The sequence below is a fragment of the Pseudomonas sp. C5pp genome (assembly GCF_000814065.1).
In the GTDB taxonomy this organism is placed as follows: domain Bacteria; phylum Pseudomonadota; class Gammaproteobacteria; order Pseudomonadales; family Pseudomonadaceae; genus Aquipseudomonas; species Aquipseudomonas asiatica.
In genome coordinates, this window is sequence record NZ_JWLN01000014.1 from 44,431 (window position 1) to 58,486 (window position 14,056).

Genomic DNA, 14,056 nt, shown 5'->3' on the forward strand with positions numbered 1-14,056 from the left:
CCTGACGCGGTCCCTGTAGGAGCGGCCTTGTGCCGCGAATGGGCCGCAGCGCGGCCCACGATGGCTGCCATGATGCCGAATGGCCTGGGCCGCTTCGCGGCCATTCGCGGCACAAGGCCGCTCCTACACAGATCGCGTAGCACCCAGCCTCGAAGCTGGCGAGGTCGCAGCCTGGTTCCGGGCTGCATGCAGATACCCCTCAAACTGCTCGACAATCCCTGGCCATCCCTGGTGGCTGGCATGCTTTCGCGCATTCAGGCGCACCCGCCGTAACGTCTCTTCTTCCTCCAGCAGCCAGCAGGCTGCATCGATGAACGCCGCCTGGTCCCCCGGCATGGCCAGCGCACCGCTATGGCCGTGGCGAATATGCTGCGCGGCGGCCGCCTCGTCATAGGCGACCACCGCCAACCCCGAGGCCATGGCTTCGAGCACCACATTGCCAAAGGTTTCGGTCAGGCTCGGAAACAGGAACAGGTCACCGCTGGCATAGTGTTCGGCCAGCACCTCGCCACGCTGGGCGCCGCAGAACATGGCATCCGGTACCTGCTGTTCGAGGGCGGCACGCTGCGGGCCGTCACCGACCATGATCAGGCGCAGACGTTTGTGTGGATAAGCTTTCTGCAGTGCCTCCAGGCTTGGGCGCAGCAAACCCAGGTTCTTTTCTGCCGCCAGCCGCCCGACATGCAGTACGGCGATGTCGTCCGGGCCGAGCCCCCAGCTTTCCCGTAATGCGGGGCTGCGCCGGGCCGGGTTGAACAGGCAGGCATCGACCCCCCGGGCCAGTAGTTCCAGGCGTTCGAAGCCACGGCGTTCGAGCTCCAGGCGCTGGCTGAGGCTGGGTACCAGCGTGATCGCCGTGCGCCGATGGAACCAGCGCAGGTAGTTGGTGAGCAGGCGCGTCAGCAGGCCCAGCCCGTACTGGCCGGAATACTGCGGGAAGTTGGTGTGGAAGCCACTGACCACCGCAACCCCGAGGCGCCGGGCCGCGCGCAGTGCACTGAGCCCAAGCGGCCCCTCGGTGGCGATGTACAGCACATCCGGGCGCTGTCGACGCCAGCGGCGCAACAGCTTGTGCATCGATACCTCGCCCCACTGCAAGCCCGGGTAGCCAGGCAGTGGCCAGCCACGGCACAGCATCAGGTTCGGGTCGCTGTGCCGCGGTGCTTCTCCGGCCTGGCGTGGGCGCACCACTTCGATCTCATGGCCGCGTTGGCGCAACCCCTCGCTGAGGCGGCCAAGGGTATTGGCCACGCCGTTGATCTCGGGTGGGAAGGTTTCGCTGACCAGGGAAATGCGTAGGGCGGGTGTATTCATGACAAAAAGTTTCCGCCTGCTGGATTGCGCCAATGTGACTGCCATGTGACGTAAAGATGACGCCTGCTCGCCGACGCGTTTGTCCACGCGAATATTTCATTGCAGGGCACTCAAGCGGGGGCATCGGCAGCCGATGAAGATGCATTCGACTACCCGATTCGCTCCAGGAGAGCGGTGATGTTCAACAACAAGCTCAAGCAAGAAATCCGGCAGCTTCGCGAAGACCTGATGTCCATAGAACAGGTCAAGAATAGCCTCGACAGCGAGATGCTGGTACTTCAACTCGACCCTCAGGGACGGATCGAGATGGTCAATGCCAACTTCGAGAGCGAGATGCTCTACCGTGGCGAACAATTGCTTGGGCGCAACATCGAGGACATCGTCCCCGCCCATGTGAAGACGCTGGATTTCCACCAGCGCATGAAGGGCGCAATCAGCCGCGGTGAACACCTGAACGGTGCATTCCGCCTGCTGCGTGGCAATGGCCAGGAAGCCTGGCTACGGTCGATCCTGCAGCCGGTCAAGAACAGCGAGGGGCGCATCAAGTATTTCACGCTGCATTCCAGCGACCTTACCCGCACCATCGAGACCTCCCGCGAGCACGAAAGCCTGATCAAGGCCCTGATGCGCTCCACCGCGGTGATCGAGTTCGATCTCGATGGCACCATCCTCACTGCCAACGACCGGTTCCTGGGCGCTGTCGGTTACCGCCTGGAGCAGATCCGTGGCAAGCATCACCGCATCTTCTGCGAGCCGGAGGAGGCCAACTCGGCCGGCTACCAGGCGTTCTGGGACAAGCTGCGCCGTGGCGAGTACGTTGCCGACCGCTTCAAGCGTATCGATGCCCACGGCCGGGTGGTCTGGCTGGAAGCTTCATACAACCCGATTTTCGATGCCCATGACGTGCTGTACAAGGTGGTGAAGTTCGCCACCGTCATCACCGATCAGGTCAACCAGGAGCAGGCGGTTGCCGAGGCGGCGGATGTCGCCTACAACACCTCGCTGGGTACCGATGCCAGTGCCCGCAAGGCCACCGATGTGGTCACCCAGAGTGTCAGCGTGATGCGCGGGCTGGAAGCGTCGATGCAAGAGGCGGCAGAGGGTATCCAGGCACTGGATACCCAGTCGCGGGTGATCGGCTCGATCATCAAGACCATCAGCGACATTGCCGGGCAGACCAACCTGCTGGCGCTGAACGCGGCCATCGAAGCGGCCCGCGCTGGCGAACAGGGGCGTGGGTTTGCCGTGGTTGCCGATGAAGTGCGCCAACTGGCCTCGCGCACCAGCACCGCCACCGAGGAAATCGCCCGCGTGGTACAGCAGAACGAGCAACTGGCCCAAGCGGCAGTGGCGATCATCGACACCAGCAAGCGCCAGGCCGAGCAGGGCCTGGCACTGGCGGACGAGACAGGTAGCGTGATCGTCGAGATTCAGGATGGTGCGAAGCGGGTGGTGGATGTGGTGGGGCAGTTTTCCAGCCAGTTGAGTCTTTGATATGGCCTGAGGTTTGTAGCGCCTATGCAGTCGAGCCCCCGCCCGGATGGGGCTCGATCTCAGGCACGACAAAGATCCCCAACCTTGTCCTTGGTGCCGGCTGAACAGCTCAACTTCGCTGAACCTGCTGTAAAAGAAGTCGCATTTTCCTACAACTGACTCAGAAACTTCCGATCCGAATCCATGATGGGATTTCCCCCTGCACACGCTGTCAGGGAGACACCTCATGTACCTGGATTGCCTCGTGCCCTCCTGGCACGAGATCGAGTCACGTGTCATCGCCATGGTGGGCTACCAAAGCGGTGGCCAGTTCCGCACCAGCCTCAATGAAGAGGTCGCCTCGCTAGGCCTCAACCTGCGCCGGATCGAAGCCGTCCGCACAGCCTTCTACCACGCCGAATGGCAGGCGGCGCACATGCTGCGCCAGCGCTTCGCCGACCTCGACATCAACAGTATCGTCGACGAACTGCTGATGGTCGTGCGGCAGATGGCGATGATCGTCGCCGGCAGCACCATCACCGGTGGCCTGCTTGGCGCGGGGGTTGGCGCATTCGCCGGCGGCGCCGGAACCATTCCGTTCGCCGGCGCGGGCGCGGCCATGGGCCTCAAGGTCAGTGGCTGGATCCTCGGCGCGCTGGGGCTGGCCTCCATCGCCGAGTTCTTCATCGAGGGCTTGCCGCGTATCGGCGAGTACTACGTCGACGGCATTCGCTTCGCCTGGGAAGGCACCTGCGGCAATGAAGGCTCGGGCCCGTTCTGCCGGGACGACCCCTATGCGATATCCCGGGCCACGCATCAGATTGCCCAAGGTCATGTGGAGGTCGTGCTGCTGTTGTTGGGGGCGATCGTGTCGTACCTCACCCGCGGCCGCGGCGATGCCCGGGTGCTGGCCCAGGAAATGGCGGCCAGCCGCAAAGGTGCGCGGCTGGGGCAATGGATGCTCAAGCATGAAGAGGGGTTGAAGAAACGGCCGGACCTGCAGGTACCGGAGCGGCGCAAGGGGGCGGTGGGTGAGCCGCAACCGATGCAGCCTGATCGGCCGGCAGGGAAAGACAAGGAGCCCTCGACAGGGAAGCCCGGTAGCATGCCGTTGCATACCGTGGCGTGCTTCAAGGCAGACAAATTGCCAGTATCCAAGCATGGCGAGTTTGAACGGCAGTTGAAGGGACAGCAGGATGGGCTAAACCGGCTTACGGTTGAAGAGTTTCTTGAAAATCTTACTCATCCAGTCAAGCGGGATCCGAACATTGCCAGGAAAGCAAGGAAGAAACTGTATGATAAATTGAAAGATAGAATTCAGAAAGATTTGATGAAAAGTATGAGCCCTATTGAAGCTAAAAAGCTTTCAGTGAAGCAAGCAAAGGAAACCATGTCATCGCTTGCGGCATTGCATAATCCAGATTTGAGCGCGGGTGGTCGGGACGCTATTTCTGACTTCGGCGACAGACAAGTCAACTCTACTATAGGTCCGCAGTGGAAAAATAGAGTGGGAGGATTAAAGCAAGCCGCTGAAGAGCTATCCAGATCGGGTGGTGCATCAAGTCTTTTGAATGTCAGGTTGCATAAATGCTAATAGTTAGAGTTTTTTAATATGGATGAATTCTTTTCAATTTTTATAGAGGAAATGGGTAATCCTGTATTCCGGCAAGAGGTTCCGCCTTCGAGCATACAGCGTTATAGTGGAAAATTGCCGGAAAAATTATTGGAATATTGGGCTGAGCACGGATGGTGTGGATACGGCGACGGGATATTCTGGACTGTCAACCCACAGGATTACGAGGGGGTGGTCGCTTCATTCATTGAAGGTACTGCATTAGAGGGGCGTGATACGTATCATCTAGTCGCTCGCGGTGCCTTTGGCGATCTCTATCTATGGGGTGAAAATTCCGGGTTTTCATTGGATATCATAGCCTACGCGTCCCGTTATTCTGGCAATGACCATGAATTAGCGACAGCTGATATCGATAGGGAAGTGCAAGGTTTTTTCCTGGGCATGGAGAAGGAATCCAATGATTTCGGCGACCTATTCGAGCCAGCAAAGAGAAAATTAGGCATGCTAAAGCACGATGAAATGTATGGTTTTGTTCCGGCCTTGGCGTTCGGTGGGCCAAGTGAACTTGCTAATATCGAAAAGGTTAAGGCAGTGGAACATTTGATATTGCTTTCTCAGATTTCTACTCTAGAACCCTACAGCTTCTCTGACTTCTAGAAACGCAATCTGCGGAAAGGGGCTGCCCTGCAGCCCCTCGCCCCTTCAGTTCCGCTCCCGCACCCAGAACAACGTAGCCCCGGCCACCGCCGCCGGCATCATCAGCACGTTCACCACCGGCACCATCAACGCCAGATAGGTGATGCCGCCAAAGCCCAGCGATTGCCAGCGCTTCTGCCGCAGCCAGGCGAGCATGTCCTGCCAGCTCATCTTGTTGTTGTCCGCCGGGTAGTCGATGTACTGGATAGCCATCATCCACACCCCGAAGATCAGCCAAAGCGGCGCCGCCACCACGTTGACCACCGGGATCAGCGACAGGATGAACAGGCCGATGGCCCGCGGCAGGAAGTAGCCCAGCTTGCGCATTTCACGGCCGAAGGTACGTGGCACCATGGCCACCAGCTCGCCCCAGCTGAACGCGGGGAAATTGTCCTCGCCACGCACCACAACCTCGACCTTTTCCGCCAGAAAGCCGTTGAACGGCGCGGCGATGATGTTGGCCACCAGGGTGAAGGTGAAGAACACCATCAGCACCACCAGGGCGACAAACAGCGGCCAGAGGATGTAGGTGAGAAAGCTCAGCCAGCTCGGCAAGCTCGGCATCAGGGCGTCCACCCACAGGCTGAACTGGTGGCCGGCGAAGTAGATCAGGCCGCCAAACAGCAGCAGGTTGACCGCCAGCGGTAGCAGCACGAACAACCGCAGATTGGGGCTTAGCACCAGTTTCAGGCCTTCGCGCAGGTACTGGGGGCCAGAGAGTACAGGGGCTTGCATCGAGAGACTCCGCAGAGAAGGAAAACGCGCTGACCTTACCGAGTTTGCCGCGCCGACGAAAGGCGGGCAGCGGGCGGGAAACGGGCTGTAACAAAAGCAGCAGGGCTTGGCTATCGATCAAATCGCTGAATAGACGATGGCTATGAGGTGGATTGTCGAAGGATATTTCCTTAATCTTTGCGACCTCGCTACAGTGCGCTCACTTTCCGCTTTATGGGCCTGCGCGTTGTAGCCTTCCCCAAGTGCTGCGTGGGTCCTTTTTAATTTCCAGGCAGGCGCAGCCGGTACACCGATGCCGGCCCTGCGGCCCGCTCGACAGGAGTTCGACATGTCTGAAGTACGTCATTCGCGCGTCATCATTCTGGGTTCCGGCCCTGCCGGTTACAGCGCCGCGGTGTATGCCGCCCGTGCCAACCTCAAGCCGCTGCTGATCACCGGCATGCAGGCCGGTGGCCAGCTGACCACCACCACCGAAGTCGACAACTGGCCGGGCGACCCCCACGGCCTGACCGGCCCTGCGCTGATGCAGCGCATGCAGGAACACGCCGAGCGTTTCGAAACCGAAATCGTCTTCGACCACATCAACGCCGTCGACCTGGCCAACAAACCCTTCACCCTGCAGGGTGACAGCGGCAAGTACACCTGTGACGCGCTGATCATCGCCACTGGCGCCAGCGCCCGCTACCTGGGCCTGCCGTCGGAAGAAACCTTCATGGGCAAGGGTGTTTCGGCCTGTGCCACCTGCGACGGCTTCTTCTACCGCAACAAGCCGGTCGCCGTGGTGGGTGGCGGCAACACTGCCGTGGAAGAGGCGCTGTACCTGGCCAACATCGCCAGCAAGGTGACTCTGGTACACCGTCGCGATACCTTCCGCGCCGAGAAGATCCTGGTCGACAAGCTGCACGCCCGTGTGGCCGAAGGGAAGATCGAGCTCAAGCTCAATGCCACCCTGGACGAAGTGCTGGGTGACAACATGGGCGTGACTGGTGCGCGCCTGAAGAACAACGATGGCAGCAGCGACGAAATCAAGGTCGACGGCGTGTTCATTGCCATTGGCCACACCCCGAATACCTCGCTGTTCGAAGGCCAGCTGACCCTCAAGGACGGCTACCTGGTGGTCAACGGCGGCCGTGAGGGCAATGCCACCGCCACCAACATCGAGGGCGTGTTCGCCGCCGGTGACGTGGCCGACCACGTTTATCGCCAGGCCATTACCTCGGCCGGTGCCGGCTGCATGGCGGCGCTGGATGTCGAGCGTTACCTGGATGGGCTGGCCAACGCTTCGTTCTGATCCGAGAGCGCCGCCAATGAAAAAACCGGCCCTGAGGCCGGTTTTTTCATGCCTGCAATCAGCTTACAGGCTCAACCGCATCGACAGGTCTACCGCCTTCACATCCTTGGTCATGGCACCAATCGAGATGTAGTCCACCCCAGTCTCGGCAATCACCCGCAAGGTCGTCTCGTTGACCCCGCCACTGGCTTCCAGCTTGGCCTTGCCCGCAGTAATGCGCACTGCTTCGCGCATCTCTTCCAGAGTCAGCTCGTCGAGCATGATGATGTCGGCACCAGCGGCCAGTGCCTGGCGCAGCTCATCCAGGCTTTCCACTTCGATTTCCACCGGCTTGCCCGGCGCAATGCGGTGCGCCGCCGCGACGGCCGCCGCCACGCCGCCGCTGGCTGCGATGTGGTTTTCCTTGATCAGGAAGGCGTCGTACAGGCCGATGCGGTGGTTGTCGCAACCGCCGCAGGTCACTGCATACTTCTGCGCCAGGCGCAGGCCCGGCAGGGTCTTGCGGGTGTCCAGCAGGCGTACCTGGGTGCCTTCCACCAGGTCGGCAAGGAAGCGCGCACGAGTGGCGACACCCGACAGCATCTGCAGGAAGTTCAATGCACTGCGCTCACCACTGAGCAGCGAACGCGCGGGGCCCTCCAGATGGAACAGTGGCTGGTTGGCCGTGGCGCGCTCGCCATCGGCCACCTGCCAGTGCACGGCCACGCGTGGGTCGAGTTGGCGGAACACGGCATCGACCCAGGCGGTGCCGGCGATCACGCAGTCTTCGCGGGTAATGATGGTCGCCTTGGCCAGGCGCTCGGCCGGGATCAACTGCGCGGTGATATCGCCACTGCCGATGTCCTCCAACAGCGCACGGCGCACATTGGCTTCGATTTCAGCGGTCAGGTCGGCAAGGCGTAGGTTCGGCATGGTCGGCTCCACAAGCTAGATGCCGGCGATTATAGGGCAGGGGGCCGGTGTGTACAGTCGCCTCGGCGATGACCTTTGGTCGGCCGGTGTGAGCAGGCGTGGTAAATCAGGGTCATTAGCCAGCTAGTGAAACGGCGCTGGCAGCTGTGCGGATTTTTACCGATAATGGTGACCAGTATTTGGCGTCATGACTTTGACGATCTTCAGCCCCTTCGGGCGAGACACCCTGCAAGGAGTACAGGATGCAAAAAGAAGGCAAGGTGGTGCCCTTGGCGGCAGCCATCGATCGAGGCGGGCGTGCGCCTCTGCCTTGCCTTCCGGTATTGCTCCTGCAGGTGCGCGACAAGGCCGCCTTGCAGTTGCGTCAGGGCCTGCAGGGCTTGTTCGACAATGCTGACGACACCCTCTTCGAGATGGCCGACAAGGCCTTCGACCGCAGTGACCAGAACCTGTACTTTGAGGCCATGCGTGACCTGCGCCTGAAGCGCAAGAGCATCGAGCGCGGTTTTCTCGACACGTTCTATGATGCCTTTGCCCGTATCGGCCAGGTTGACCTGCTGGCGCACATGGTCGAGCCGGGCAACTTGCGCAGCAAGGCCCACGTGGAACGGGCTGGCGCGATAGAAGGCATGGTCGCGCGTGTGCTGTCACGCGACGGAATTGCCCTGCAGCAACTGGGCCTGCGCTTGCAGGTACTGCTCGACCGCCCCCTGCACGAGCAGCACAACCCGCTGGGGCCCGCAGCGCTGTGCGGCTACTTCCTCGACGCTGGCCGCAACCTGGGGGTTGGCCTGCGGGTCAAGCTGGTCCTGCTCAAACTGTTCGAGCGCTATGTGTTGCGCGATGCCGACGTGATCTATGGCGAAGCCAACCAGTTGCTGGCCGCCGCCGGTGTACTGCCTGAATTGCCGTCGGCACCACGTCGGCGTGCCGAAGATCGGCGCATGAGCGCAGGTCGTGGGCCGGCGAACCTGGGTCACGAGGTGGGCTCGGACGCGGCAGGGCAGGCTTTCTTTGCCTCGTTGCAAACACTGCTGGCCCCGGTGCGTGGAAAGTTCGCGCCTCGTTTGCAGGCGGTGGCCGCCGCCCAGCCAATCAGCACCGCCGACCTGCTGCGCCTGCTTTCGCATTTGCAGCACTATGTGCCCGCTACCCACGAGGCCGACGATTTCGAACTTGGCCAACAGCTTGAACAATTGCTGTTGCGGGTCAGCGTGCGCAGCGGCACACGCCGGCGTATCGATGTTGCCGACGAGGACATGATCAACCTGGTTGGTCTGCTGTTCGCCTTCATCCAGGACGACGACAACTTGCCGGCCAGCCTGCGTGCGCTGATCGGGCGTTTGCACATTCCGCTGCTTAAAGTGGCCCTGTTGGACAAGGGACTGCTCAGTCGTGCCAGCCACCCGGCCCGCCGGCTGCTCAACGAGATCGCTGGCGCGGCAATCGGCTGGGAATGCGGCGGCGACGGTATGCGTGACAGCCTGCACCTGCGGGTGGAGCGTATCGTCCAGCGCCTTCTCAATGATTTTGCCGAAGATACCAGCCTGTTCGCCGAACTGCTCGAAGACTTCCTCGCTTTCAACCAGGACGAGCGGCGGCGCAACGAGCTGCTCGAACAACGCACCCGCGACGCCGAAGAAGGGCGTGCCCGAACACTGCAGGCCAGGCAGCAGGTGCAGCATGCTCTCAACCAACGGCTGCGCGGTAGGTTATTGCCGCAGGTGGTGGTACAGATGCTGGTGCAAGCCTGGAGCCAGGTACTGCTGCTGGCCTGGCTCAAGCAAGGTGAAGCATCCCAGGCCTGGCGGGATGCCTTGCAGACGATGGACACGCTGCTGGCCAGCATCACTCCGCCGCATGAGCCGCATGCCTTGCTGCAGCAGGTACCGGGCCTGCTCAAGGCACTGCGCGATGGCCTGGCCAGCGTGGCCCTGGACTCGGCAGCGACCCGCGAATTCTTCCTGCAACTGGAACAGCTGCACCTGCGTGCCTGCGCGGGTACCGCGATGCAGCCCGGCACTGAGGGCCAGCCCTTGAGCGAAGTGCTGGTGGCCGAGGACATCGTCCTGGCGATTGCCGAGGAACCCGCTTGTGCTCCGTCGCAGTTTGCCGACGGGCAGGCTGTGGCCGTGCGTCAGGTGCAGCGCCTGCGTATCGGTACCTGGGTAGAAGTGCTGGACGAGGACGAACCGCTGCGCTGCAAACTGGTGGCGCGCGTCGACAGTAGCGACCGGCTGGTGTTCGCCAACCGCACCGGTATGAAAGTACGCGAATGGAACGGGGCCAGCCTGGCCCGGGCACTGCATCGAGGTGAGGTGCGGGTGCTGGATGACGGGCTTTTGTTCGAGCGGGCGCTTGAGGCGGTGCTCGACGGGCTGCGGCGGTAGGCACAACTGTCTTGCGCATTATCTGCAAGCTGGCACGATCTCTGTGGGAGCGGGCGTGCCCGCGAAACAAGCGCCGCGGTGGATGGCACCGGCTGCGCCGGTGTTCGCGGGCACGCCCGCTCCCACAGCATTACAATGATTCACATGCAAACGCCGTTGGCCGCAGGGCATACTGTTGACCTGTTCACGGCGCTCTCAGGATCTGCCCCATGCAATTGGACCGTGCCACTGGCTGGTTCCACGGAATCGGAATCACCCATTGCCCCTCGCCGAACTTCAATGCTCGCCCCGAAGGCGAATCGATTTCCCTGCTGGTTATTCACAACATCAGCCTGCCGCCGGCCTGCTTCGGTACCGGCAAGGTCCAGCAATTCTTCCAGAACCGCCTGGACCCCAATGAGCACTCGTACTTCGCCAGCATCAACCACCTGACCGTATCAGCGCACCTGTTCGTCGAGCGTGACGGCGCGGTGACCCAGTTCGTGTCGTTGCTCGACCGCGCCTGGCATGCTGGTGTGTCGTGCTTCGACGGGCGTGAAGGCTGTAACGATTTCTCCATCGGTATAGAACTGGAGGGCACCGACGACCTGCCCTATACCGATGCCCAGTACGCGGTGCTGGAGCAACTTACCCGGCACATCCGCGGTGCCTGGCCGGCCATCGCGCTGGACCGCATCCAGGGCCATAGCGACATTGCCCCGCAGCGCAAGACCGACCCCGGCCCGGCCTTCGACTGGCCGCGCTACCGAAAGGCGCTGCAGCAAAACGAGGACAAGGTATGAGTTTTCTGGTGTTGTTGCTGGCGCTTTGGGTCGAGAAGTTCTCGGCCCTGCGCCATCAGGTGCAGCGAGATGGGTTCTTCCTTGGCGAACTGGTGCGCCTGGAGCGCAGCGGCAAGGTGCACCCATGGTGGACGCTGGCCATTCTGGTGTTGGCACCGGTAGCGCTGCTGGTTTTGCTGCTGCATGTTCTGGACCCGGTGGCGTATGGCTTGTTGGCGTTGCCGGTGCACCTGCTGGTGCTGATCTACAGTCTGGGCCGCGGCGATGCCAAGGCATCGATGGGGCCGTTCCGTGATGCCTGGCGGCGCGGTGATGACCAGGCCGCGCTGCACGTGGCCGAGCGCGACCTAGGTCTGGCGGCCGACGAGCCGCAAAGCCTGTTGGTGCAGGTGCAGGGCAACCTGCTGTGGCAGGTGTACCAAGGCTTTTTCGCGGTGATTTTCTGGTACTTCGTGCTGGGCCCGGGTGCAGCCCTGGCCTATCGCTTGCTGGCTCTGTGTGGCGAACACAGCAAGCAACCGGCGTTGAAGGCCCGTGCCGAGCAGCTCAGGCATATCATGGACTGGCTGCCGGTACGGGTGCTGGCCTTGAGTTTCGCCCTGGTCGGCAACTTTCTCGCGGTCACCCGGGTGATGCTGCACGAGGTGCTCAACTGGCACATCAGCGCCGCACACCTGGTGGCCCGGGTCTGGCGCATTGCCGATGACATTCCCGAGGAAGAAGACAGCCAGCGCGGGCTGGGACGGCTGGACAGCCTGTGGGAGCTGCTGCTGCGCTGTGCGGTGCTGTGGTATGCCGGGTTTGCGCTGTGGACGGTGCTTGTCTGAACTGGTTCGCTGGCGTTTTCGCGGGCTTGCCCGCTCCCACAGGTACTGCGCCGGTCTCAAGATTTGCGCGGTCCCTGTGGGAGCGGGCAAGCCCGCGAAGAGGCCCACGCAGGTGCCAGCACTTCAGCTACCAGCCAAACAACTCGCAAGCATTGCGGGTGCTGGCTTGAGCCAGTTCCGCGACATCCACCCCCATCACCTGCGCCAGCACCCCGGCAATTTCCGGCAGGTGCTCCGGGCTGTTCCTCACCCCTGGGTACATGACCGGCGCCATGTCCGGCGCATCGGTCTCCAGCACCACGCTGTCCAGCGGCAACCGCGCCAGGGTCTTGCGCAGCCTTAAGGCCTGTGGCCAGGTACCTGCACCGCCAAGCCCAAGCCGGAAGCCCAGCTTGATGTACTCGCGGGCCTCTTCGTAACTGCCGGCAAACGCATGAATCACCCCCGCCCGCGCCGGCTTGTAGCGCTTGAGCGTGGCGATCACCTGGGCATGGCTGCGGCGCACGTGCAGCAGTGCGGGCAGTTCGAAGTCGCAGGCCATCTGCAGTTGCGCTTCGAACAGTGTCTGCTGGCGGGCCTTGTCCAGGTCTTCGAGGTAATAATCCAGGCCAAACTCGCCCACGGCACAAAGCCGTGGGTCGCCGTGCAGGCGCTGCAGCCACTCGCGCAACTGCGCCAGGTGCTCGGGATGATGCTGGTCGAGGTAGACCGGATGCAGGCCGAGTGCGGCGAACAGGCGCTTATCGGCACAGGCCAGGTCCCATACCCGCTGGAAATTTGCCTGGTACACCCCCAGCACCACCATCCTCTCCACCCCGCGCGACGCCGCGTTGGCCAGCAGTTGTGGGCGGTCGGCGTCGAAGTCGGGGAAGTCCAGGTGGGTGTGGGTGTCGATCAGGCGCATGTTCAGGCCGCTGTAATGCGTTGCTTGAACGTTCGACCGACGGCATGCACGCCAGGTTCGTAGCGTTTGTCCTCGATCGCGGCCAGTGCCAGTTCCAGCGCGGTGGCGGCAATCAGGCCATGCTGCTGGGCCATGGCATTGACTGGCAGCGGCAGGAAGTCGAGCAACTGGTTGTCGCCAAAGGTACCCAGCTGCAGCTGGCGTGAGTCGGCAGTGCGCGCCTGCAGGGTGTCGAACACCCCTTGCAGCAGCACGTAGGAGGTTGTCACCAGGGCATCCGGCAGGCCGCCAAGGTCATGGATCAGTTGCTGCATCAGGCGCTGGCCGCACTCTCGGCTGAACGCTTCGCCCTGATAGCGGCGAACCTCGCCGGCATAGCCTTGCAGGGCTTCGTCGAAGCCACCGGCACGTGCCTGGCTGACCGACAGCTCGGGGCGGGCGCCGATCAAGGCGATGCTGCGCGGGGCGGCGCTCAGCAAGCTGGCGGCCAGCTGGCGGCTGGCGTCGCGGTCGTCGCTGATCACCGAGCAGAAGTGCGCAGGGTCCAGGCGGCGGTCGATGGCGATTACCGGCAGGCCTTTGTCCTGCAGCTCGCGGTAGCTGTCGTCTTCTGGCGGCAGGCAGCTGGCGACGAACAGTGCATCGCAACGGCGGGCGCGGAACAGCTGTTGCAACTGGCGCTCGCTGTCGGGCTGGTCGTCGCTGCTGGCAATCAGCAACTGGTAGCCACGGGCGCGGGCACCTTGTTCGAGCTGCTTGGCGATGCGGGCGTAGCTGGGGTTCTCCAGATCCGGGAGAATGAAGCCCAGAGTGCGGGTATGCCGGCTGCGCAGGCCAGCGGCCTGCGGGTTGGGGGTGAAGCCGTGGGCCTCGACCACCGCGCGTACCCGCTCGACAGTGCTGTTGCTGATGCGCTGCTGTTCGGCCTTGCCATTGATGACGTAGCTGGCAGTGGTCACGGACACACCGGCCAGACGGGCGATATCGCTGAGTTTCACCGAATTTTCCTTGTTATTACCGGGGCTGGCTGTGAGCCTTGACCGGGTAGTTTGACCCGGCGGGGGCGCCACGCGCAGACGACCATTGTCGCAATTGTCCGACAGGATGGGGCTTTTTCCTCGGCAGATTATCGAGTAACGTGGCCGTCTGGTCAGATTAA

The 14,056-nt window shown here is 62.2% G+C and carries 12 protein-coding genes and 1 pseudogene; 8 read left to right on the forward strand and 5 right to left on the reverse strand.

What is annotated here, in order from left to right; translation table 11 throughout:
• Positions 1–123 precede the first annotated feature (123 nt).
• Positions 124–1,314 (reverse strand): glycosyltransferase family 4 protein, encoded by a 1,191-nt coding sequence (locus RR51_RS13605; RefSeq protein WP_039613810.1) that lies wholly within the window; start codon positions 1,312–1,314, stop codon positions 124–126.
• A 267-nt stretch (positions 1,315–1,581) separates the two neighbouring features.
• On the opposite strand from RR51_RS13605, the pseudogene RR51_RS31935 reads away from it, so the two are divergent.
• The 4 genes and pseudogenes from RR51_RS31935 to RR51_RS13620 form a co-directional block, all read left to right on the forward strand.
• A pseudogene (locus RR51_RS31935) lies at positions 1,582–2,268 on the forward strand (PAS domain-containing protein); the annotation flags it as partial.
• A 129-nt stretch (positions 2,269–2,397) separates the two neighbouring features.
• Positions 2,398–2,808, forward strand: a complete 411-nt coding sequence (locus RR51_RS31940; protein ID WP_371264036.1) for a methyl-accepting chemotaxis protein — start codon at positions 2,398–2,400, stop codon at positions 2,806–2,808.
• Positions 2,809–3,034: 226 nt separating this feature from the next.
• Positions 3,035–4,381: a DUF6861 domain-containing protein gene (locus tag RR51_RS13615; RefSeq protein WP_039613811.1), complete on the forward strand. Its 1,347-nt coding sequence runs from the start codon at positions 3,035–3,037 to the stop codon at positions 4,379–4,381.
• Positions 4,382–4,399: 18 nt separating this feature from the next.
• Complete coding sequence (locus tag RR51_RS13620) at positions 4,400–5,017, forward strand: GAD-like domain-containing protein (RefSeq protein WP_039613812.1); 618 nt, start codon at positions 4,400–4,402, stop codon at positions 5,015–5,017.
• Between the two features lie 45 nt (positions 5,018–5,062).
• On the opposite strand, the gene cysZ is transcribed toward RR51_RS13620, so the two are convergent.
• Positions 5,063–5,791: a sulfate transporter CysZ gene (cysZ, locus tag RR51_RS13625; RefSeq protein ID WP_004376058.1), complete on the reverse strand. Its 729-nt coding sequence runs from the start codon at positions 5,789–5,791 to the stop codon at positions 5,063–5,065.
• A 328-nt stretch (positions 5,792–6,119) separates the two neighbouring features.
• Between cysZ and trxB the strand changes: the two genes are divergently transcribed.
• Positions 6,120–7,082 (forward strand): thioredoxin-disulfide reductase, encoded by a 963-nt coding sequence (trxB, locus tag RR51_RS13630; protein WP_015268972.1) that lies wholly within the window; start codon positions 6,120–6,122, stop codon positions 7,080–7,082.
• A 63-nt stretch (positions 7,083–7,145) separates the two neighbouring features.
• On the opposite strand, the gene nadC is transcribed toward trxB, so the two are convergent.
• Entirely contained in the window at positions 7,146–7,994 is an 849-nt protein-coding gene (nadC, locus tag RR51_RS13635) for a carboxylating nicotinate-nucleotide diphosphorylase (protein ID WP_004376060.1), read from the reverse strand.
• 242 nt (positions 7,995–8,236) lie between these two features.
• Here nadC and RR51_RS13640 point away from each other — a divergent pair, with 242 nt between their 5' ends.
• The 3 genes from RR51_RS13640 to ampE all read left to right on the forward strand — a co-directional run bounded on the left by RR51_RS13640 (position 8,237) and on the right by ampE (position 11,993).
• Positions 8,237–10,384 (forward strand): DUF1631 domain-containing protein, encoded by a 2,148-nt coding sequence (locus RR51_RS13640; RefSeq protein ID WP_039613813.1) that lies wholly within the window; start codon positions 8,237–8,239, stop codon positions 10,382–10,384.
• A gap of 209 nt (positions 10,385–10,593) precedes the next feature.
• Positions 10,594–11,166: a 1,6-anhydro-N-acetylmuramyl-L-alanine amidase AmpD gene (ampD, locus tag RR51_RS13645; protein ID WP_039613814.1), complete on the forward strand. Its 573-nt coding sequence runs from the start codon at positions 10,594–10,596 to the stop codon at positions 11,164–11,166.
• Positions 11,163–11,993: a regulatory signaling modulator protein AmpE gene (gene ampE / locus RR51_RS13650; RefSeq protein WP_039613815.1), complete on the forward strand. Its 831-nt coding sequence runs from the start codon at positions 11,163–11,165 to the stop codon at positions 11,991–11,993. The genes ampD and ampE overlap by 4 nt, the downstream gene beginning before the upstream one ends.
• A gap of 127 nt (positions 11,994–12,120) precedes the next feature.
• On the opposite strand, the gene RR51_RS13655 is transcribed toward ampE, so the two are convergent.
• Both RR51_RS13655 and cra read right to left on the reverse strand, forming a co-directional pair.
• A complete protein-coding gene (locus RR51_RS13655; RefSeq protein WP_039613816.1) occupies positions 12,121–12,897 on the reverse strand; it encodes a TatD family hydrolase in 777 nt (258 codons plus the stop codon).
• 2 nt (positions 12,898–12,899) lie between these two features.
• Positions 12,900–13,895 carry a catabolite repressor/activator gene (gene cra / locus RR51_RS13660; protein ID WP_039613817.1) on the reverse strand — a complete coding sequence of 332 codons (996 nt, stop codon included), beginning with the start codon at positions 13,893–13,895 and terminating at the stop codon, positions 12,900–12,902.
• Positions 13,896–14,056 lie beyond the last annotated feature (161 nt).